We start from the raw sequence: 20,384 nt of genomic DNA on the forward strand, positions 1-20,384 counted from the left end.
CCCCCGCTGCAGTCGAGGCGTCGGCTTCCACCCCTGCCGACAGTGCCGCAGTTCCGCCGGCAATCAGCACCGTGCCCGGCCGATGCTCACCCAGCGCCTCACGGGTTGGCTCGCCCAGATTGCCACGCTCGGCATACAGGACGGCATCTGCCGTGCCCGCAGCAACAGCCGCAGCGGCCGCGCCCACGTCGGGCAGCGACCAGCCGTTCGCGAGGATGATCTTCGACACTCTGCGGCCTGCGAGCGCCTCATCAGCGGCAAGCGCCGCAGTGTGCACGCGGGTCGAACCTGCGAAACGCTGGATCGACACCCCCGGCGCAAGTGATCTCAACTCTGACTCGATCTCCGTACCGACAGCCCGCCTGCCGCCGACGATGAAGACCCGCTCAGGCGCCTGCTCACTGACCAGCCTCAAGTTGTCGATGCCCAGCCGATCAACCGACTCGGCGAACACCACCGCGTCGCCCTTACCCGCAGCCACCAACGCCGCAGCCGTGCCCACATCAGACAGCGACGACCCCAGCGCCACCACCAGCACCGGCGGGTCACCTTGCCCACCGGATTGAGCCCCCGCCGGCAGCCCTGCCATCCCGCCAGCCACGGTCACGGTGGCCAGCGCCGCTGCAACAAAAAGTCGGGTTCGTCTCTGCATGCTTCGCCTCGGTAACAGATCAGGGCTACACCGCTTCGTAGCCAAGAATGCTCATATCTCCCCAACACTCGACAGGGCCATCAAGACGAATGCCGCAGGCAAAAGACCAGCCCACTGAGATCGACGAGAATCGTGCAGTCGGAGCGTCCTCGGCGACATCAGAGTGCCCCCAGCACTCCACTGCGCCATCTGGTCGCAAACCGCAAGTGCTGGCCCAGCCGGCCGATATCGCCGTGAACACCCCAGCAGGAAATTCTGCTTGGGCGACATCGTTGTTCCCCCAACAAACGGCCTCACCGCCGGTCTCCAAGGCGCAAGAATGTGCTCCGCCGGACGTGACCGACTGGAATTCCCCTGCGGGTGTGTCAAGCTGCCCAAACTTGTTGTTGCCCCAGCAGTGCAGTACACCGCCAGCCTCAATTCCGCACGAGTGAAAGGCACCGCTCGCGACCATCTCCAGTCGTGACCGGGGCACCTCGGAGGCATCTGCGATCTCCAGACCCCAGCATCGCGCCCTCCCATCGCGATCGAGCGCGCAGGAGTGCGCTACGCCGCTCGAAATGCTGCGAAGCTCTCCTTCTGGCGCGACGATCTGGCCGTGTTCGTCATTTCCCCAACAACGCGCCGTGTCATCTGGGCTCGCTGCGCAAGTGTGGCCCCAACCCGCATCGACGTGATCGAAGGGGATCCTGGGTGCCTCCAGTTGGCCGAATTCATTGTTTCCCCAGCAGTAGACGTCGCTGGTCGCGGAAACGCCACAGGCATGTCCGCCACCTGATGACAGCGCACGGAAGACGCCATGCGCTTGGGAGCCCTCGGCACGAGGGCCATGGAGCGCCCTGCGGGCAGCCTGAGCAGCAGTGCCTGAGTCTGTGCGTCCGACGAGCCGTTCAATACGTCCGCTGCTCACCATTGCGGCGACATCGCTGCCCACGCGTGCGCTGAGCGCCTCGTCGTTGCCCACCAAGGCTGCAACCTCCACACCGTGTCGCGAGATGACTCTCGCGGCCGCAGCGCTCAGTCGCTGAGCGTCGCTGTACAGCACAATGGTGGACGGCGCGGCCGCGGCAAGCGACGCAGCGATGCCGACTTCTGTGGACCGCCAGCCGTTGACCACGACAACATCAGTGGAGTTCGCCGTGCCTGTGGATTCGGCTACAAGGGCCGCCGTCTCGATTCTCGTCGAACCACCAAGTCGGTCAACTGCTGCGCTCGGTACCACAGCACCTAACTCGGCCTCTATCGCCGCATCGAGCGCCTTGGTTCCTCCGACGATGAGGACTCGCGACGGTTGTCGCTGAGCCAGCAAATCGACGGTTGCTGCTCCCAGGCCGGTTCGGGCCGAATATAAGACTGCGTCTCCCAGCCCAGAAGCCACCCCGCCAGCCGCAATGCCGACATCAGCGAGGGACCATCCGTTCGCAACGATGACGGATCCGCCTGCGCCGAAGCCAGGTAACGCCCTCGCGCCGTCAGCCGCAGTCTCTATCCTGTCCGCTCCAGCGAGACGCTCAATGGTGATGCCGCCGATCAGCCTCTCAATGTCCGACTCGATCTCGCCGCCCAAGATCGCATTGCCGCCGACGAGAACGACTCTGCTCGGCGAGACTTCGGCCAAGACCTCCGCTGTCTCAATGCCGAGCGTCGAGTACCCCGCGGCGAGGAGCAGAACATCGGCACCGCCACCTGCTACGAGAGATGTCCCCACTCCCATGTCGGCCAACGCGCCAGCACGGGCGATGACGACCGTGCCTCCAGTTGAATGTGTCTGGGCGAGTGCTGGACTGCCTTGTCCGACTGAGATCAAAAGGCTGCCGCTCGCAGCAATTGCGAGCGCAAGAGCGCCTGCACGGAGCCAACTCGCCTTAGGGGCACTTGGCTTCACGAGCATTGGTCGCCGCCAAAGAAGCGGAAGATCCTGCATATCCGACCAATCTCAGCACTGGCATCGCCGGACCCAACTGTCACATCGGCCAACTCCGCATAAGCTGAGTGCAATCTATCAAGGAACGGACCCGCGGTTACTTCGACTATCGGTCCCACTAAGGGAATCGACTCAAGGGCTTCCACCGGATTCTTGTAGCAACCATTCAGCATCTTCACGGCTTCTACAGCTACACCATCGAGACTTGGAATCAGTTCGAGCTGATTGTTGGCTCCCACGAGCGCTGCCTTCCCTAAGTCTTCTGTAGCAGCGCGAAAAATCGCCAAGTATCCAAGAAACTGACCGACCGAATCGACTTTGTGACACAATGTTGAGCCAGTGCGCTCTTGACTTGCCAATTCTCGCTGCTGTTCGTGAAGCCGAAGTGCGTGCCAGCTTGATGGGTGACTTCGAGATTCCTGATCACCGAAGGCCGTGACACGAAATTCCAGAAGATTGGCATGTTCGCGAGGAGTATCGGCGAAAGAAACGAATGTGTGCTGAGTCAGACTGCTACTCACTGTTTCGGAACCTGCGCAGGAGGAAATGGGCTGGCAAGTTGTGTTGCCGTCGACTATGCTCTTCGCAAATAGTTCGAAGGAACTTGTATTTGCATTCGACAAATCGCGGTATCGATATTCAACCTTGTAGTGCCTTGTGTGAGGCACGTTGCTCCAAGTTACCCTGACATCATTGCCGTCGTAGTTGTCCAAGAAATGCTTATAGAAGAACGTCGCGGCACCGGATCCCCTAATCTCAACGACATCAATTACTCGGGGAGTTTCCAGACGTCGGGGAGGTGTCGCTTCACGTCCTTCAGTCACATATTGTGACCATGGGCCGAAGCCAGCGGGATTCTTGGCTCGTACTCGAAATCTGAGTTCGTCCTCGCGCTCGATCTTGAACCTGCACGTCGAAGCGCAAGTGATGTTCGTTTGCGTACTGCCTTGCGATGTTGCTCCGATTTCGCGGAACCACTGAATCTCGTAGGAGTCCGCTCGTGGAGCCGGGTCCCAAACAATCGCGCCTTCCCTGTACTTCACGCCGCTCACGCGACCGGGAGGACCGGTCACAGCGGATGCGCTGATCCAAGGTGACCAAGGCCCAACGCCGGCGCTATTCGTTGCGCGCACGCGGAGCTCCATCTGCCCACTTGAGCTTGCCGACACCGCGAGCGAACACGAGGCATTGCAGGTGACGCTGCGGGAAGAGGTCCTACCTCCACTAGTCCACTCCACGCCGTAAGCCGTAATGCCTGCCAATGGAATCCATCTGATGCGTCCGTTGCTATAGGCAAGGCCCTGCACATGTCCTGGCCGTACGATCTGTGCTGCGGCGTGGGCCCAATCCGACCAGGGGCCCCTGCCTGCGGTGTTCTTTCCGCGGACGCGGAATTCGAGTCGCTTGCCTGCGACGCGTTCGACGACGAGCTGGCACGACGGGGGGCAGGTGACGCTGTCGCGCTCGAGGCTCTGGCCCTCATGTCTCCATTCGATGTCGTACGCGATGGCGTTAGAGGCGGGACTCCAGGCGATGCGGCCACTTCGGTACTCAACGTTGTCAACTGCGCTTGGGAGCGTCACCTCGGCCGATTCGTCGGCCCATGAAGACCATGGGCCATTGCCGCCGCCATTCTTGCCGCGGACTCGGAACTCCAGCGTCCGGGTGGGATCTCGCGACACGCCAAGGGAACAGTTGCTCTCGCAGTTGACGCTCTGGCGGGTGGTGGTTTCGCCCCGGTAGCGCCAGTCGACGTCGTAGGCCGTCGCCCGTGGGGCCGATTGCCACACGATCCGCCCTGACTGCCACCGCACACCGGTGACAGCACCTGGTACTTCGACGGGCCGCGCTGTCTCGGCATCGTCGGTGTTCCATGAACTCCAAGGCCCGAACTGTGTGCCGTTCTTGTTCTTGGCCCTGACGCGGAACTCAAGCGCTTCGTGACGGACCCGGGTGATCTGCAACGCGCACCTCGAACCGGACAGTGTGTTGTCCGAATTGCTGCACAACGCCACGGTGCGCGAGGTGCCCGAATCCGGCTGCTTCCACTCGATGTCGTACGCCGTTGCGACGCGCTCGGGCTGCCAGACAATGCGACTGCCAGCGCGGTCGTATCTGAGACCCGAGATTACGCCGGGCCGTGCCACGGGATACGAGATCCCCTCGATGATCGGCGCCGACCAGACTCCAGCGCCGCTCGCGTTCACGGCACGAACGCTCATCTGAACCGCCGTGATCCTCCATCCTGAGCTGGCGGAAAAGGACCGGCTGCAGCACGACACGTTCGTCAGATCGAATTCCAATTCATCGGTACGTCCGTCATTGACGTTCTCCACCCCCACAGTCACGTCGAGGTCATACGAAGTCGCCTCTTGCACGCGTCCCCACACCACCCGGCCTGAGCCGTTGCTGCGGTTGGTCACCTCGTAGTCGACGCTCGTCAGTTCGACTGCACCGGGAGGAAATGTCTGCGTGACTCGCTTGAGCCGCATTGCGTCAACGGCCAAGCGCGCGTTGGCCGCGCCGACCGTGCGGTAATCGTCGCGTGCGCGTACATCACGAACTTCGATGCGAACATCGCCGCTCAGGTCGTATTCTCCGATCGTGCGCCATCCGCTTCCCGATGCCTGATTCAGGTACGGCCCCGCCACATAATTGTTCGAAAAGGAGCCATCACCGTCGCTGTCGGCCCAGATCAGATACTGCGGATGGGCGGTAGCCCACTGCGAAGGAATATAGGCTTGGACCTCATACCGACCGTCCGCTGAGTTAAAGCTCCAGTAAGCCCAATTGTCCAACTCGTCATCACTGCTGTCGCCGATCGCGAGCGTGAAACTGAAGCTGCCTTCATAACCTAGGTCGTTGACTTCTTCTGGCGGCACGAACCACGTGTAGTCACCCTGTTTGTCAAAAAGAGTGGGCTCAACGTCATAGATATCTTGGCGTTGGGCCGCCGCCGGCACGATCGGCAGCACGCCAAGAACGAGCAGACACACGAGCGCTGCCTTGATTAGATGCACAGACAATCGAAGCCCACGCCGACACCGATGCCCGTTCCGTCGCGAGCCAGATTTCTTCGAGACGATGTCTGTCATTGTCTTGACGTCATCGAAACCTCGCCTGCGTGGGCGTTTGCCCGGCGCTGCCGATGTCCCGTTTTCGTGGGATGTCATTTCACTTGATTCCTATCTCTACGCTTTTTGGTTTCACGAAGTCGGGTGAAGCCGTATCGCGTCGACCGCCAAGCGCGCGTTTACTGCGCCGACGTCGCCCCAGTCGTCTTGCGCGCGGGTGTCCCAGACTTCAATGCGGACTGGCCCATCGAAGTCATAGCTGCCTATGGATTGCCACCCGCTGACGACCTGCTGATTCAACCACGGCCCTGCGATGAGCTCGCTGGCGCTGAATTGGCCGTCGCCATTCGCGTCTGTCCAGATCAAGTACTGCACATGTGCTGTGGCCCAGTCAGCTGGCACCCAGACTTGGACGTTGTAGCGGCCGTCGACAGCCCCGAAGTCCCAACGAGCGAAGTTGTCGATCTCGGCGTCATCGGCGTTGCCGGCTGCCAAAGTGAAATGGAATCCGTTGGCACCGTATCCGAGTCGATCAACCTCGGCGGGTGGCTTCCACCAAGAGTAGGAGCCCTTCTTGTCGACGAGGTACGGCTCGTCGTTGTACACGTCTGCTCGCGGAGGCTCCGGCCCGTTTCGCTTCGGGACCAGTTGCATGGCGTCAACTGCGAGCCGGGCGTTGACCGGTCCGACATCGATCCAGTCGTCTCGGGCGCGGGTATCGCGCACCTCGATCAGGACGCGCCCTCTGAGGGCGTACGAGCCCAGCGTTTGCCAGCCGCTGACAGCAGCCTGGTCCAGCCAAGGACCCGCCACGTACTCACCGCTGCTGTAGCGACCATCGTTGTCCGAGTCGGCCCAGATCCGATATTGGACATGAGCTGTGGCCCACTCGGCGGGAATCCACACCTGCACCTCGTGCTCAGCGTCAACCGCGGGGAACTCCCATCGGGCGAGGTTGTCGGTGTCGTCGTCCCCGGAGTTGCCTATAGCCAAGGTGAAGTGGAACCCGTTGGGTCCATACCCGTGCAGGTCCACACGGGCCGGCGGCTTCCACCAGCTATACGTGCCGTCCTCATCGGCGAGTGTCGGGTTGTCGTCGATAAGGGCACCCGACGGAGGAGGCGGCAACGTTGTTTGCCAGTCGACGATGTTGGAGTAGGTGCCATCGTGCCAAGCACCGTCGCGCCGCTCGGCGCCGACAATGACAAACACCTCATTGCCTGGGTAGCCGAAGAAGCAAGCACGCGTCGATGGGCTGTCATTGGACACCGCAGATGTCGCCGAGTGGAACACGCCGCGTCCGATGCCCAACTGGTGAACGCCGTTGTGCGCACACGCGAGCGTGTGCGCACCGTCCGGGAAGTTCTCGATTTCGACATGCAACCAGTAGCAGGCATCACCGGTGCAGTCGGGATTGCCCCGAACCCGATCTCCACGGCTGAGGTGCACTCTCGGAATCGCGGCCGTTGACGACGCGAGCGTGGTCACCTCTGTCGGCGTCGACCAGCGGCTGATGCCAACCCGGTTCGCCGCGCGAATCCGAACCGAATAGCTCGTGGCAGCTTTCAGACCGTCGATCTTGGACTGTCGGTGTGCTCCATCGTGATCTACGTCTTCCCATCGGCTGCTGCCGACGAGGCGATATTGGAGGTCGTAGTCCTGAACCGCTGAGCCGTTGGCCTCAGGCTCGCTCCATCGAACCGAGAGCGCATCTGCTTCTTCGCTTACGACTGGCGGCAACGGCTGACCTGGTGCAGCGGCGCGGTACTGGCCGCATTCATTCGGATCGACCCAGCCGAGGTGCTCTTTCGCCCGCTGGTAGCAAGCCACGTAGGCACGACCGGGGCTCAAGTCGCGAACTGCGCCATATCTCACGTAGCTGACGACCGAGCCCAGCAAATGATCGGACTCGCTGATCGAGAGTTCAACGCCGTCCGGGATCGGCTGCTGGCAATGGAGGGACTCACTGGCCGACAGCGATGTGGGACCGCGACCATCACTCGCTTCGATCCCTGCGATCAGCGTGCAGAGCTGCGGATAGTCCATCCAGGGGTGGCTCAGTCCATAGAACGCATGAGCGATCTCGTGCGCCGCCACGCCGAGGAATGTCGAAACATCGCCGCCGAATTGCTCGGGCGTCGACACGACTGCCGGCCCTCCGAGCTGTCGAGGGTCGTCGGACACATAGGCGTAGCCGCCACCCGGGGCGTCCGCGAGGACCAAGACAACGCCCTCCTGCCCGACAGACGCACCCTGCAGGCATCGTTCATGCGCTGTTGGACTGACCTTGTGCCAATCGTGAACACGCTGCTGTTGCCCGATGCCGTGCGCCGACAAGATGCCGCCGCTCGATTCGCCACGTGTGAAGACGATCTTCGCCCGTCCCCCTGACTCCCTGCGGAAGAACTCGGCGACCGCGCTCAATTCTCGGATCCTCTGATCGAGCAGTTGCGTGGTGTAGTTCGCCGGATCGCCGCAGTAGTAGACGGGAAGCCGCAACGTCGCTTCCGTCGGCGCGGCCTCCAGAGCCACATCGCCGAGTGGTCGGGCGGCATCTCGCGTCAGCGTCACGTCCTCCGCTTGCGGGGGCGCCGTCAAACTGACTATCTGTCGTGCGACCGCCGCTTGAGTCGCCCAGCGGTCGACACCAGCGAGACGTGAGTCCACGGTGCTGCCGAAATGGGCATCCAGCCACGACTCCGGAATCGCAGCAGTGCCGCCGACGACCTTCCGCGCCGCGGCCTTGTCGTAGTTGGCGACTGCTGCAGACGTGGGTGTGACTCCATCCTGTGGTTCGCCGACATCGACCAGGCAGCGATCATTGCCCTCGGCGGAGAGATGATTGAAGGTCTCGGCGAGCATGTTTGCCGCCGCCCGGTCCTCGACCACATTGAGCTTTACCAGCACTGCGTTCGTGCAGCCGGTGTTCGGCGGCAGGTCAGGGCTGCTGCCGGGTTGACCCTGATAGGCAGTTACCGGTTCGCCGCGGGTCAGGCTGATGATCGCTTCAGCGACTGCTGACTGGGTTTCCCAACGGTTGCCGCCGGCTACCCGCGTGAAGCTGACGACACCGAGTTGGGATCGCAGCCACGAATCCGGTATCGCGGCTGCGCCTCCGACCACGAATAACCGACCAGCGTCGCTGAGCTCGTCGCGACTCCCCGCAGGGACGCGGCCGGACCGTGGGTCGCCGGCGTCCACGAGGCAGCGTTGGCCCAGGCCGAGTGACGCAGCGGCTTCGGTGAGCATGTTCGCCGCGGCACGATCCTCGACGACGCCGAGCTTGACCACGACGGCAGTGCCTTCGCAGTTCCCGTTCGGCGGCGGCTGAGGCACTTGCGCACCCGCTGCCCGTGGAAGCCAGACGAGCGCGACCAGCGATGCCACCGCGAGCAGCGCCGCTGCGTGACGCGTCGTCGCCACGCGAGAGTGCGCACCTTCGGTTTCACTCATGCGTCGAACTTCTCGATGGAATGAGTGCTTCGCAGACCGAGGACGCATGGCGACGCACGCCTTGGGCACGCTCGGGAGCCGCGGCCAGTGTGAATGACCGGCCGTGCGCCGCGCCCGACTTGACTTGCACGTGATCGCCGAGAGCGGGTGCCGCGACGTGCGAACTCGCGTCGGCGAGCTTCAGTCCGGTCGCGTGGATGCGAGGTGTGCGGGCTGCCTTGGGCGAACCGGAGTTGCAGCTACCGCTACAAGATGACGCTACGTCGCGAGTGCGCGTCCAAACGGGGGGGGGGGGGGGGTAGCCGGGCGCGCCGTGCATTCGGTCATCCGCGAGACCGCGACGAACCTGAACTGAAACTGGGCAGCGAACCCGCCGAATGACATCAGCGGGACAGGCTAGGTGTGCGCCTGCCTTGCGTCAAGCTGACGCGGTTTCTCTTGCGTCAAGCTGACGCGGTTTCTCTTGCGTCAAGCTGACGCGGTTTCTCATGACGGCAGGTCATAGTCATGGGCTGGGCCGACCCTCCCGTAGGCGCGCGGCGCTGGGGAAGATGACGAATTGTGGCCCGGTACCGCCGTCGCAGCGGCGCCATCGGCTGGTGCACGGTGTTCAACGTCTGCGCCAAGGAGGCACTGCTCGCCGCGGCGCAGCAGCGGGTCTTCGGGCGAAAGGGATCGTCCAGTCTCGGCCTCTGGTCAGCTGCTGTTGTACAGGCGCCGGAAGTCGATGAGCTCTACGTCGTCGCGTGATGCTGCGGCGGTGTGCAGCGCGGGCTCGAAGCCGGCTGCAGAGAACAGCAGGCGCTTGGCGTGCGGGGCCAGGCGTGCGCGCCCGTTGGCTTCGATGAGCATCGCCACACGGTCGAGGCGGTCGAGATCGGCGGGCGACAGCCGGGACAGCTTCGCTTCTCCGATCGCGTGAACGGTCCGGCGTGCACGCGGGCCCGACGCCTCGCCCTCGCCCGGGGCGCAGACGACCACGTCGATCTCGAAGGATTCGCGGCGACGGGCGTCGTTGGCCAAGTGGCGTCCCACGCTGCCCAGCTCGACGCCGACCTCGGCTGCAGTGGCGTAGCGGCGTGCCCACACGCGGCACAGCTCCTCGAAGTGCGGGCCGACGACGTGTGACCGGAACGCTTCTTGGCAGGCTGCCCACACCTGCGCCGGCCGCCGCTCCTCCAGCTGGGCGCGGAAACGACGGCTGACGGCCAGGTGGAACCGCACGACGGGGTCCGCGACCCGGTAGACGGCGCGGCGACCGCCCAGCACATCGGCCGCCCGCTCCACGAGGCCCGCAGAGGTCATCACGCCCAGGTGATAGGTGATGTCGCCCGCCGAGCGTCCGACCGCCTCAGCGATCTGGCCGGTGGTGCGACGGCCGGCGGCGATGGCATGCAGCAGCGAGTAGTACACCGCCGTGCCGGTCACACGAGGGTCTTCGCGCAGCGCCGCCTCAGCCTCCGAGTACAGCGCATGCGACGGGTTGAGCACCGACGACGCCATCCAGCCGCCGAAGTCGTCCACAGAGGCGGGCACGTCGATGCCCTCGACAAGGTCGCGATGGCCCGGCACACCCCCGACGACAGCGTCCAGCAGCAGCGCAGCCGACTCGTCGCTGACCCCCCAGAAGCGGCGCGCCACCCGGTAGTCGAACGGCATCAGCGCCATGTTCAGACGCGCACGGCCGCGCAGCGGCGCTGCACCGCTCAGCAACTCGGTCATGACCGACAACGCCGAGCCGCACACAATGAGCGACACCGGCCAATCCCAGCCCGAGCCGAGCCCCTCCAGCGCCGCTGCATCCACCAGCGACTGCACAGCAGAATCCAACTCAGGACTGCCATCGCGCAGGAACGGATACTCATCGAGCACCACGACACTGGGACCGCGTGCGCGCCGAGCGACTTCGTGCAGCGCGGTCTCGAGCGCCGACCGCCAGTCGTCGTCACGCACCGGCAGCGGCCGGGCCGGGTCGCCCAGCGCCCCGACCGCGTCGCCGAAACGCTCCAAGGCCATCGGGCGGCCTTCTCGCAGCGACAGGTGATACAGGCCCCCGAACTCGTCAACCACCCTGCGCAGCAGGAAGCTCTTGCCCGTGCGCCGCCGTCCGTACACGATGCCCAGCCGCAGACTGCGGCCCGGTGCCGCGACGAACTCCGTGATGTCGGCCCATTCGCGGTCCCGATCGAACAACAGCTCCGGCTTCGGCACCGGCAGATCGCTCATGGATGCACTTTCTCGTTCAGTCGTGAATCGTCTATTGTGTGTATATGTGCAGTAACCAATTCCGCATAAATCTATTTCTGCACAATTTATCAACGACAGCACTGGCGGCCGAGCGCGGCGCCGGTGCCATCACGATCGACGCGAACACCAGACCCAGGCCGGCGACGCCGACATCGATCAGGTGAACGTGAGGATCCCTGCCAAAGCACCATCGAGATGCATCCGTGCGATGCGGACTGTCAGGCAGCTATCGCCGGTTCTGTCGATGGCTGGCCGGTCAGGAACCTGCCGGCCTGTGCTGTACTTCAAGCTCGTGCATCGGGAAGTCTGCGACATTGGCTGTGGCCAGCGTCGCCCCGACACCGACCGCGGCAGCCGCTATCAGGCAGTCAGCCTGATGCAGGGTGATGCCCCGTTCGGCGTGCTCTCTGCGCCATCGTCCCGCAAGCTGTCCCTCAGCAGCACCCAACGGTGCGATGCGCAACGACTGCACAAGACGTCGGGCCGCGGGCTCTTCGGAACTGTGCAGGCCGCGCCAGATCTCCTCGACCGACACCGCTGAAACCCACGGCTCCACGCCGATACGACGCAATTGCCGCACGCGCCCCGCGGCGGGCCGCCCCCGCAGCGCGTCGATCAGCACAGTCGTGTCCAACACGAGCCGGGACATGGTCAGCCCGAACGGCGCGCATCGGTCTGGCGCTGAGCGCGAACCCACGCTGCGGGATCATCGTCCCACTCGTGCCCGACATCGGGGATCGAGCCCAGCGACGCCTTGATCTCGTCCCAGCGTCGCTCGTCTTCGAGGCCGCTCCGTATCAGCGCCCGGATGTACGCACTGCGGCGCCGGGAACCCGCCCGATGGTCGAGTTCGGCGACAAGCTTGTCGTCGAGTTCTATGTGCAGACGCATACACATAAATCTACACAGAGCGGTAGTCGGGATCGCCATGTCCCCGGCACCCCGGCTTGCCGGCGCCGGGCCACGATGGCTATGTCCCGCGGAGTCGTAGATGCTGGAGCTCAGCAGAGCGATGTTGTTCAACACAAGCTGTATTCCTCGTTATTTCCGAGTCAAATTACTTGTTACCGCCGAGTAGACTCGAGGTGTGGAGAGATCGCCGTTTCCTCATCACGGCCCGCTGCAGCCCGACCAGGTCACCGGCCGCGAACAGCTCGCCATCGACATGGCACAGCGAATCGCAGACCGGCGATTGACGGCGCTGCTCGGGCCCCGGCGCTACGGCAAGACGAGCCTGCTCAAGCGCGTCGCCGCCGACCTCGAAGCCGTCGGGCACCAGCCTGTGTGGATCGACCTCTACGAGCGGACATCGATTGCCGACGTGGCAGCAACCGTCGACCGCGGCCTCGCCGGCGCAGTCGGACCGGTTCGCACATCGCTCGACGCCATCGCCGGCACGTTCTCGCTGAACCTGGGCGTGCTCGGCGTGCAGCTGTCCCGTGCACCCAAGCAGCGACCCGATCCCGTGCTGACGCTGCGAACGCTGCTCGAAGTCCTCACCACCGCCGCGCAACGGCACAGCCTGTTCGTCGTATTCGACGAATTCTCCGGTATCGCCAACGTCACCGGCGGCGCAGCGGTGCTGCGCACCGAGCTTCAGCATCACTTCCAAGAGATCGGCATCGTGTTCGCCGGCTCAGAGCCATCCACGATGCAGGCACTGTTCAGCGAGCGCACCCAGCCGTTCTTCGCCCAAGCAGACCTCGTCGAAATCGAACCGCTCACCGACGACGCAATCAGCCGCATCATCGAAGAGGGCTTCGAGGCCACCGAGCGCGGCGCCGGCGCCATCACGAGCCGCATCGCCGCGTTCGCCGCCGGTCATCCCCAACGCGCCATGCAACTCGCCGACGCCCTGTGGCGACGCGTCGACCGAGGCGGGACGGCCGGTCCCCTGGCATGGGAAGCAGCGCTCGCAGGCGTGCGCGCCAGCGTCGACGCCGAGTCCGAGCGCACCTACGTGTTTTTGCCCCTAGGCCAGCGCAAGACGCTGCGAGCCGTCGCAGCAGAAAGCAGCATCTACGGCACCACCGCAGCGCTGCTCGACCTGCCGCCAGGCACCGCCCGCGACGCCGCCAACACCCTGACCGGCAACGGCATCGTGCACCGCCGCCACGAACAGCTCGCCCTCGTCGATCCTCTCCTCGCCGACTGGCTGCGCCGACGCTTCGCCATCTGAGCACACCCGACTGCAGCGCCACCGCAGCCACCGAACCGTCCCCCGGAAGGAGTCTGGCGCGTCGACAGGACTCGCCGGTCAGGAACCTGCCGGCCAGTGCTGTACTTCAAGCTCGGGCATCGGGAAGTCTGCGACGTTGGCTGTGGCCAGCGTTGCCCCGGCGCCGACCGCGGCAGCCGCTATCAGGCAGTCAGCCTGATGCAGGGTGACGCCCCGTTCGGCGTGCTCTCTGCGCCACCGGCCCGCAAGCTGTCCTTCAGCAGCACCCAACGGTGCGATGCGCAACGACTGCACAAGACGTCGGGCCGCGGACTCTTCGGAACTGTGCAGGCCGCGCCAGATCTCCTCGACCGACACCGCTGAGATCCACGGCTCCATGCCGGTACGACGCAATTGCCGCATGCGCGCCGCGGCGGGCCGCCCCCGCAGCGCGTCGATCAGCACAGTCGTGTCCAACACGAGCCGGGACATGGTCAGCCCGAACGGAGCGCGTCGGTCTGCCGCTGAGCGCGAACCCACGCTGCGGGATCGTCGTCCCACTCGTGCCCGACATCGGGGATCGAGTCCAGCGATGCCTCGATCTCGTCCCAGCGCTGCTCGTCCTCGAGGCCGCGTCGTATCAGCGCCCGGATGTACGCACTGCGGCGCCGGGAACCCGACCGATGGTCGAGTTCGGCGACTAGCTTGTCGTCGAGTTCTATGTGCAGACGCATACACATATGTTTACACAGAACGGCTATCAGAATCGACACGACCCCCGGCGCCTCGGCTTGCCGGCTCCGAACGGCATGGCCGACTGGCGTCGCATGCCTGCGGCAACCTGGTCGACGGATGCCGGCCGAGCCTGTCGGCAATGCCATCAGCGCTCGCCCCCGCCGACCTCATCGCCTCGACACGAACGCGCTCCAACGCGCACAGCCTCGCTGCCATACTGCACACCCCCACTGGCGGTTGCTGTGCTCCAAGACCGGCCCTCATGACCGACCACTCGCAACCACCATTGGAGTTCGCCCACCCACATCACACCAGTGAATCCGGGCTTAGGGTCCGCCATCAGTCAAGTCGCGTGATTTTCCCCCATGCGCAGGTCTCTGACCTGCGGAAATGCGTGAGCGGATCACGCGACTTAAGACGCGGCGGACCCTTAGTGCGCTTCGGTGACTTGCTAGGTTCGAAGGTGTGGGGAGCGTGAGCTCTATGGACATCGTGCAGCTCGTCGCATTGATTGTCGGCATCCTCGGGTTGGTCTGGCACCAGCAGCGCATCGTCGAGCGACGCGCGTCGAGGTGCGCCAGGAAATCGTCAGCCCGCGCGCCGAAGTCACAGCCAGCGGGCAGCGGCTCGCCCGCATCGAGGGCTGTCTGGGCATCGGCATGCCCGAGAAGGCTGCTGCTGCCGCTGTCGGCGCTCGCACCGACTGAACGCCGCGCTCTCCACCGCAATTGGCTACTGCTGTGTCCGCAGGCCTGCGCATGGTGACATCGAAGCAGAACATTGGAACTGCGGGCAAATCTGAAGTTCGCAAGCGCGCGAACGTTTGTGGGCACCGCACTACACGAAAGGACCTCGCATGCGGCCAATGAGCAACTCTGAGGCGCTGGAATTTCTGGGCGAGGGTTCGCGGACGGGCAAGCTGGCGTGGGTTGCGTCCGACGGGCGTCCGCATGTTGCGCCGATCTGGTTCGTCGTCGAAGACGGCGACCTGCTCTTCGCTACTGGCACGCGCAGCGGCAAGGCGCTTGCCATGACTCGCGAGCCTCGTGTCTCGCTGGCCGTGGACACCGAAGCACCGCCGTACGCGTTCGTGAAGGTGGACGGAGTCGTGGAGATCTCCGCAGACCTCGACGAAATCCGGCGCGTGTCAACGCTGGCCGGCGGCCGCTACATGGGCGCGGACCAAGCCGAGTCGTTCGGCGAGCGCAACTCCGGCCCGGGCGAGTGCCTCGTGCGCCTGCACCCGACCAGCATCACCGGCGTCGACGGCGTAGCCGACTGGGACTGACAACTACTGGTGCCTGATCGGCGCCGCGGCGCTGCAATTCGCCTGGCGATGCAGCTGCCGCGAGCATGGCATGCCGCTGGCGTCCAGATCATGTCACAAATGGGGCTATTCGATGACTTCTGTGTGCCAAATATTTCGAGCCTTCGCGTTTTGTGGGGGAGTGAGGGTGTTGAGCAGGGTCCAGTCGGGTTGGCCGGCGTAGAGCAGTGCTCTGATGCGGTAGCGGTCGAAGTTGGCGGTTCCCGAACGACGCTCGCTTGATGAGCTTGGCGAGGTTGTTGACGGCTTCGGTGGGTCCGTTGGTGACCCTGCGCGGTGCCAGTTGGTGGTCGGGGCGGCCCAGCGGCGAAGGGTGCGGCCGAGACGGTTCAGCTCTGGCGAGAATTCGGGGTCGCGCAGGTCGCGGGCCAGCTCGTCGAGGGTGCGGCGGGCGAGCCCGCAGCCATCTGGTCGGCCCCGCAGCGCTGCGGCCGGCCACGATGTCGAGCAGCACGCCCCGGCGGGCGTCGGTGACGGTGTGCCCTCGTCCCGTCCGGCGTGTCGCCCACCGAGCCGCCCGCGAAGTCAGCCGCGTCCGCGCCGGCGCTGTCTGCGGCGCCTGCTCAGCGAACGAGCCCGCAGCGCAGCCCCGATCAGGACAGCGCCACCGGCGCTTGTCCCACACCAGCCGCGCCGGCCGCCCGAACGCAGGCAGATCGGCCAGCCGCACCTGACGCGACCCCTTCGACCACACCCTGCCGTCGCACAGCCCGCACGCCGGCCTGGCACCAGCGAGCCGAACACGAACCACGAGCGGCCCCGAGCGCCGATCATCCACCGCGACGACCTCGACATCGGCGCCCAAGCCCACTGCCAGTCCCAACGCACGCGTAGGGTCAACCTCCACAGGGATCCTCCAGAACTCGGAACCAACGACAACTCCGATTCTGGGGAATCCCACCCAATCAGGCCAGCACCCTCACGCCGCTACTGCCCCCGCAAACGAAACGCCCTCAATCCACGGCGAACCGAGGCGTTGCGAGTTGCCTATCTGGTCGCTCTATCCAAGACCGTTGAGAAACGGGCCCGGGAGCTGCTTCGTCGATGCTGAGTCGCCGCCGAGTCGAACGGCCGGATCGCTCAGCGCCTTTCGGTGCTAGTGGTGCGTCGGCAATTTGCGCAGGGCCTGCCGAAGCCTGTTTCCGCAGGTCAGCGGGCCGCGACCTGCCCGCAAGAAAACCGCGACACACCACTAGCGGACCGTCTCGGGCTGACTGCCCAAGCGCGCAGAACAGCCAAACCGCATAGGTTCAGCGACGAGGATGTGCGGCTCGTCGCCTGGATGGCCGTGACGCCTGCCAATGGGCGCATCTCGTCATAGCGTCATCGCCTCCTATTCGTTGTCGTCAGTTCCCAAGGAAGCGGTCGTGAGGCTGTGGATCGATGCGACGACGGGGGCGGCAGCCGACGTGCACCACTCGATGAGTTCGTTGACGCTCATGTCGGGCTTGCCGTTCTCAGCATGGTCGCTGTGGTCTGACTTGTCGTTGGATGCTCGTTGATGCGCTCCCATCACGGCGAGCCCGAGCGCGGCCATGACCACGCCGAACTGGTGTCTGAGGTCCGCAGCTTGGTCTTCGCTCTTGGAGCGAGAGATCTTCTTGCGTAGCCATTTGTTGTCGGCGTTGTACCTGAGTTCGTAGGTCCCGTTGCCGCCGTCGATTCTGCGCAGAGCCGTATTGCCGTCGAACGGCTCAGGTACCTGCTGATCCCAGTCTTCCTCGCGCACTTCTCTGATCTGTGGTGCGTCGCCCTTGGGTAGCCGCGGCTGGGGCGGGGTGCCGGGAGGCACGCTGGATTCCTTGGGAGGCTGGACGACCAATTCGATCGTGCTGACGAATTCGGGCGTTTCGTGGTTGTCGTTGACGACTGTGAATTTGAGGTGGAGCACATCGCCGGCTGTTGCGGTGTCCGGCAGCCGGAGTCTCATCTCGGCCACGCCCTCGCTGAGGTGCCAGCCATCCACGAGGTGATCGGCGTTCTCCCATGAACCGCCGCCGGTTTCCATACGGTCCTTGATCTGCTTGGCGAACAAGGAATCGGCGAGACGGTCCCTGCTGGTCATCATCAGGGCGCTCTCGTGGGTGCTGCTGATGTCGGAGCAGTCGACGATGACCAACAGCGACTTGCGCAGAGGGTTCATTCCCACATCGTTCCGGTCGAAGAACGAGTCCGGGAGGGTGGCGTGGGTCTGCCCGTTGAGCGTGAACAGCACCCCATGTGATCCTCGCCATGACTGGGCCGGTTTCTTGAATGCCCAGACGGCGACCTTGATCAGCTGCCTGTCGACTCGGAACTCGAACGACTTCGGTATCCCGTCCCATTCCAGCGTCTCAGATGGGTTCCGGAGATTGTGGAGACGACCCATGATGCCTGTGAGCACCATTTGCGGATGCACGTCTGCGACGCGTCGGAATCCTCGGCATTCGTAGAGCCTCACCGGCAGCATGGCGTTCGGCATGCGCAGCTCGAGCTTGCGCAGAAGCGACAAGCGGGCCTTCGGTGAGTGATCCGACGAGTGCGTGATGTACGTCGACTTGATGTACTCGTACAGCTTCGTGAGCGTGCCCCAGCGTGCCGGCTGTGCGTACGGCTCAGCCCGACCCCGCTCTGCCGGGCGTGGGCGCGAAGCCGTTGCACAGAACAACAGGCGCTCGGCGGGCGGCATCATGCGCGCACGTCCGCATGTGACCGGAACGCGTCCTGGCAGGCCGCCCGCACCTGCGCGGCCGTCCTTGCTCCAGTTGCATGGAATCGGCGGCCGACTGCCGAGTGGAATCGCGCGCATTCAGGACCGTGCCGGCGTTGCGCCGGGCACCAGACAGGATCAGCCGGCAGTCAAGCCGTCGACAGCGGCTGTGGACGACGCCGAGTGTCAGGGGCTCAGCGTGTTCAGCGGTACGACGCCGACGCCGTCGGCTCTCATGTGCGGCTGACCGGTGGAGGTGATCACGATGAGCGCCGCAGGCGGCCCCGAGACGCTTGTGTCCACTTTGGCGCTCAGCGCCAGCAATGACCGTGCTGCAGCGTCGACGGAGTCGGGGGCGCCGAGCTTGACTTCGGCGGCGATCCACCTGCCGTCGTCGCGTTCGACTACCGCGTCGACCTCGAGACCAGACTTGTCGCGGTAGTGAAATATCGTGCTCCTGCTCGCTTGCGCGTAGATCCGCATATCGCGCACGGCCATCGACTCGAACAACAGACCAAGCGCGGCCCGGTCCTCGAACAGTGCGTCCGCATTCGCGCCGACCGCAGCTGCAGCCAGCGACGGATCGACCAAGTGGTGCTTGGGGGAGCGCCGCAGCGGGGTGCGCGACATCAGCCGGGGGTTCCATGCCGGCTGGCTCTCGTAGACAAAGATGGCGCTCAAGGCGTCGAGGTACGCGCTCACTGTTTGACGGGCTGCTGGACTTTCGGCGCCCATGTCCCACAGCAGGGTCTTGGTGCTGGCCTCTGAGCCCAGATCCACCGGTTTGGTTGGGCTGGTGGGGTTTGCGTCCACCAGAAAGGCCTCCTGAGGTGGCATTTTGCCGGTTGTGAGATCGCGGCGTGATGCCATGACGGGAGGCACTTTCTGTGAGCGATGATACGCGGTTGTTGGACCGGGTCGTGGCAGTGTTCGACGAGGGTGCGTTGTGAGGTGTTTCTGACTCTTCGCGACAGATTGCCGGGTTTTTCAAGCAGCGTCGGCGTGCTGGCGGTGGTGTTGGGTTGGTCATGGCAGTGGTCGGTTTCGGCGGGCGTGGCGGCGTTGGGCGTCGGCTTGTCGGAGGCCGTCTCGGCGGGCTCGGCGGATCTGTTCTCCTCGGCCTTGGTGCTCGTCTTGGGGGGTGACGTATCCGATGCCTTCGTGCAGCCGGTTCTCGTTGTAGTGGGTCCGGACGCGTTCGGGCTCCCGGGCGAGATCGGCGGGACGGTCCAGCGTGTCGAGGTAGGGGTGCTCGTCTTTGAGGTGCCCGAAGAGTGACTCGATCCAGGCTTGGTCGGTGGGCGTGGATGGGCGGCCGAAGTGCTGGGCGATCGAGCAGGCGGCCATGAAGCGGGCGGTGTCGCCGGCGCGCATCTCGGGGCCGTTGTCCGACAGCGCCAGCAGCAGCGGGATGTCGTCGTGCTGAGGCGGCTCGGCGTCGGGATCGCCAAGCGGGCCGCGATCTCGTCGGTGAGCAGCCCCTCGGCTTGGAGCGCTTCGGCGGACAGCACTCGAGCGGCGACCGAGTCCGGGGTGCCGGTGAGGTGGGCGGCGATCCACTTGCGGGACACGACATCAACGATCGCGTAGGCGTGCTTGGCGGGCCGGCATCGGGGGAACTGGGTGCCGTCCCAGCACCACAGCTGGTTGGGGCGCCACTCGCACCAGCCGGGCCACGGCGAGCGAGCCGTCCGCTTGGGGCGCGGCACGCCTGCCAGGGCGAGGCCGTGGCCTGCGAGAACGCGGTCCACGCTGGACGGCGACACCCACACCCGGCCCAGACAGGAGCCCCGGTGGGCGAGCTTGCGATGGGACCGGTCGACGTCGCCCCATTCGTCGAACAGCTTCACGATCTCGTCGCGTTCCCACCCCAGCAGCCCATGGACCGCACGGCCCCCGGGGCGGGCGTCATCGAGCTGCCCCGCGTCGCGGCGCCGGGACCAGCGCCACGCCCGGCGCCGATCGATGCCCAGCACCGCGCACACCCGGCCGTGGGTCCATCCCGCTGCGGTGGCGTCGTCGATCAGCCCCAGCAAGCACTCCTTGGCGGCCCCATCGACGCGGGCGGGAACAGGGCCGCTCATCCCCAGCCCGTTTTTCCCCGCAGCACCGCCAGCTCCACGGC

The 20,384-nt window shown here is 64.9% G+C and carries 16 protein-coding genes and 1 pseudogene; 3 read left to right on the top strand and 14 right to left on the bottom strand.

Features of this window, described 5'->3' with window-relative positions; translation table 11 throughout:
- Window positions 1-85: 85 nt before the first annotated feature.
- From ACOGXQ_RS10250 to ACOGXQ_RS10280, 7 genes and pseudogenes are all read right to left on the bottom strand, one after another.
- A pseudogene (locus tag ACOGXQ_RS10250) lies at window positions 86-652 on the bottom strand (hypothetical protein); the annotation flags it as partial.
- 25 nt (window positions 653-677) lie between these two features.
- Complete coding sequence (locus ACOGXQ_RS10255) at window positions 678-2,366, bottom strand: cell wall-binding repeat-containing protein (RefSeq protein WP_419947373.1); 1,689 nt, start codon at window positions 2,364-2,366, stop codon at window positions 678-680.
- A 167-nt stretch (window positions 2,367-2,533) separates the two neighbouring features.
- On the bottom strand, window positions 2,534-5,572 hold the full coding sequence (locus tag ACOGXQ_RS10260) for a hypothetical protein (protein WP_419947286.1): 3,039 nt from the start codon (window positions 5,570-5,572) through the stop codon (window positions 2,534-2,536).
- Between the two features lie 210 nt (window positions 5,573-5,782).
- Entirely contained in the window at window positions 5,783-9,103 is a 3,321-nt protein-coding gene (locus ACOGXQ_RS10265) for a fibronectin type III domain-containing protein (RefSeq protein ID WP_419947287.1), read from the bottom strand.
- 696 nt (window positions 9,104-9,799) lie between these two features.
- A complete protein-coding gene (locus ACOGXQ_RS10270; protein WP_419947288.1) occupies window positions 9,800-11,329 on the bottom strand; it encodes an ATP-binding protein in 1,530 nt (509 codons plus the stop codon).
- A 277-nt stretch (window positions 11,330-11,606) separates the two neighbouring features.
- A complete protein-coding gene (locus tag ACOGXQ_RS10275) occupies window positions 11,607-11,999 on the bottom strand; it encodes a PIN domain-containing protein (RefSeq protein WP_419947289.1) in 393 nt (130 codons plus the stop codon).
- Between the two features lie 2 nt (window positions 12,000-12,001).
- Window positions 12,002-12,241, bottom strand: a complete 240-nt coding sequence (locus tag ACOGXQ_RS10280; protein ID WP_419947290.1) for a hypothetical protein — start codon at window positions 12,239-12,241, stop codon at window positions 12,002-12,004.
- Window positions 12,242-12,437: 196 nt separating this feature from the next.
- On the opposite strand from ACOGXQ_RS10280, the gene ACOGXQ_RS10285 reads away from it, so the two are divergent.
- The gene (locus tag ACOGXQ_RS10285) at window positions 12,438-13,529 is read left to right on the top strand and encodes a hypothetical protein (RefSeq protein ID WP_419947291.1); all 1,092 of its coding nucleotides are present in this window, start codon (window positions 12,438-12,440) and stop codon (window positions 13,527-13,529) included.
- 78 nt (window positions 13,530-13,607) lie between these two features.
- Here the strand turns inward: ACOGXQ_RS10285 and ACOGXQ_RS10290 are convergent, their stop codons facing one another.
- From ACOGXQ_RS10290 to ACOGXQ_RS10300, 3 genes are read right to left on the bottom strand one after another with little or no spacing between them, the layout of a single operon-like run.
- Window positions 13,608-14,000 (bottom strand): PIN domain-containing protein, encoded by a 393-nt coding sequence (locus ACOGXQ_RS10290; protein WP_419947292.1) that lies wholly within the window; start codon window positions 13,998-14,000, stop codon window positions 13,608-13,610.
- Window positions 14,001-14,002: 2 nt separating this feature from the next.
- Window positions 14,003-14,242, bottom strand: coding sequence for a hypothetical protein (locus ACOGXQ_RS10295; protein WP_419947293.1), 240 nt, complete (start codon window positions 14,240-14,242; stop codon window positions 14,003-14,005).
- Window positions 14,243-14,252: 10 nt separating this feature from the next.
- Window positions 14,253-14,507 carry a helix-turn-helix domain-containing protein gene (locus ACOGXQ_RS10300; RefSeq protein ID WP_419947294.1) on the bottom strand — a complete coding sequence of 85 codons (255 nt, stop codon included), beginning with the start codon at window positions 14,505-14,507 and terminating at the stop codon, window positions 14,253-14,255.
- Window positions 14,508-14,815: 308 nt separating this feature from the next.
- On the opposite strand from ACOGXQ_RS10300, the gene ACOGXQ_RS10305 reads away from it, so the two are divergent.
- Together ACOGXQ_RS10305 and ACOGXQ_RS10310 are read left to right on the top strand one after the other, a co-directional pair.
- Window positions 14,816-14,950 (top strand): hypothetical protein, encoded by a 135-nt coding sequence (locus tag ACOGXQ_RS10305; RefSeq protein ID WP_419947295.1) that lies wholly within the window; start codon window positions 14,816-14,818, stop codon window positions 14,948-14,950.
- 149 nt (window positions 14,951-15,099) lie between these two features.
- Complete coding sequence (locus ACOGXQ_RS10310) at window positions 15,100-15,531, top strand: PPOX class F420-dependent oxidoreductase (protein ID WP_419947296.1); 432 nt, start codon at window positions 15,100-15,102, stop codon at window positions 15,529-15,531.
- Between the two features lie 88 nt (window positions 15,532-15,619).
- Here the strand turns inward: ACOGXQ_RS10310 and ACOGXQ_RS10315 are convergent, their stop codons facing one another.
- From ACOGXQ_RS10315 to ACOGXQ_RS10330, 4 genes are all read right to left on the bottom strand, one after another.
- On the bottom strand, window positions 15,620-16,471 hold the full coding sequence (locus ACOGXQ_RS10315; protein WP_419947297.1) for a transposase family protein: 852 nt from the start codon (window positions 16,469-16,471) through the stop codon (window positions 15,620-15,622).
- A 432-nt stretch (window positions 16,472-16,903) separates the two neighbouring features.
- On the bottom strand, window positions 16,904-18,241 hold the full coding sequence (locus ACOGXQ_RS10320) for a hypothetical protein (protein WP_419947298.1): 1,338 nt from the start codon (window positions 18,239-18,241) through the stop codon (window positions 16,904-16,906).
- 204 nt (window positions 18,242-18,445) lie between these two features.
- Window positions 18,446-18,940: a DUF4143 domain-containing protein gene (locus ACOGXQ_RS10325; protein WP_419947299.1), complete on the bottom strand. Its 495-nt coding sequence runs from the start codon at window positions 18,938-18,940 to the stop codon at window positions 18,446-18,448.
- A 345-nt stretch (window positions 18,941-19,285) separates the two neighbouring features.
- Entirely contained in the window at window positions 19,286-19,633 is a 348-nt protein-coding gene (locus ACOGXQ_RS10330; RefSeq protein ID WP_419947374.1) for an integrase core domain-containing protein, read from the bottom strand.
- Window positions 19,634-20,384: the final 751 nt, after the last annotated feature.

This window comes from Candidatus Poriferisodalis sp., from assembly GCF_965208485.1.
Taxonomy (GTDB): domain Bacteria; phylum Actinomycetota; class Acidimicrobiia; order Acidimicrobiales; family Poriferisodalaceae; genus Poriferisodalis.

What these genes read in the sequence shown, in the direction of transcription:
- ACOGXQ_RS10255 (WP_419947373.1), bottom strand. Translation starts at nt 2,366, where the DNA reads ATGGGAGTGGGGACATCTCTCGTAGCAGGTGGCGGTGCCGATGTTCTG.
- ACOGXQ_RS10265 (WP_419947287.1), bottom strand. Translation starts at nt 9,103, where the DNA reads ATGAGTGAAACCGAAGGTGCGCACTCTCGCGTGGCGACGACGCGTCAC.
- ACOGXQ_RS10270 (WP_419947288.1), bottom strand. Translation starts at nt 11,329, where the DNA reads ATGAGCGATCTGCCGGTGCCGAAGCCGGAGCTGTTGTTCGATCGGGAC.
- ACOGXQ_RS10275 (WP_419947289.1), bottom strand. Translation starts at nt 11,999, where the DNA reads ATGTCCCGGCTCGTGTTGGACACGACTGTGCTGATCGACGCGCTGCGG.
- ACOGXQ_RS10280 (WP_419947290.1), bottom strand. Translation starts at nt 12,241, where the DNA reads ATGCGTCTGCACATAGAACTCGACGACAAGCTTGTCGCCGAACTCGAC.
- ACOGXQ_RS10290 (WP_419947292.1), bottom strand. Translation starts at nt 14,000, where the DNA reads ATGTCCCGGCTCGTGTTGGACACGACTGTGCTGATCGACGCGCTGCGG.
- ACOGXQ_RS10295 (WP_419947293.1), bottom strand. Translation starts at nt 14,242, where the DNA reads ATGCGTCTGCACATAGAACTCGACGACAAGCTAGTCGCCGAACTCGAC.
- ACOGXQ_RS10300 (WP_419947294.1), bottom strand. Translation starts at nt 14,507, where the DNA reads ATGAGGGCCGGTCTTGGAGCACAGCAACCGCCAGTGGGGGTGTGCAGT.
- ACOGXQ_RS10310 (WP_419947296.1), top strand. Translation starts at nt 15,100, where the DNA reads ATGCGGCCAATGAGCAACTCTGAGGCGCTGGAATTTCTGGGCGAGGGT.
- ACOGXQ_RS10320 (WP_419947298.1), bottom strand. Translation starts at nt 18,241, where the DNA reads ATGATGCCGCCCGCCGAGCGCCTGTTGTTCTGTGCAACGGCTTCGCGC.
- ACOGXQ_RS10330 (WP_419947374.1), bottom strand. Translation starts at nt 19,633, where the DNA reads ATGCGCGCCGGCGACACCGCCCGCTTCATGGCCGCCTGCTCGATCGCC.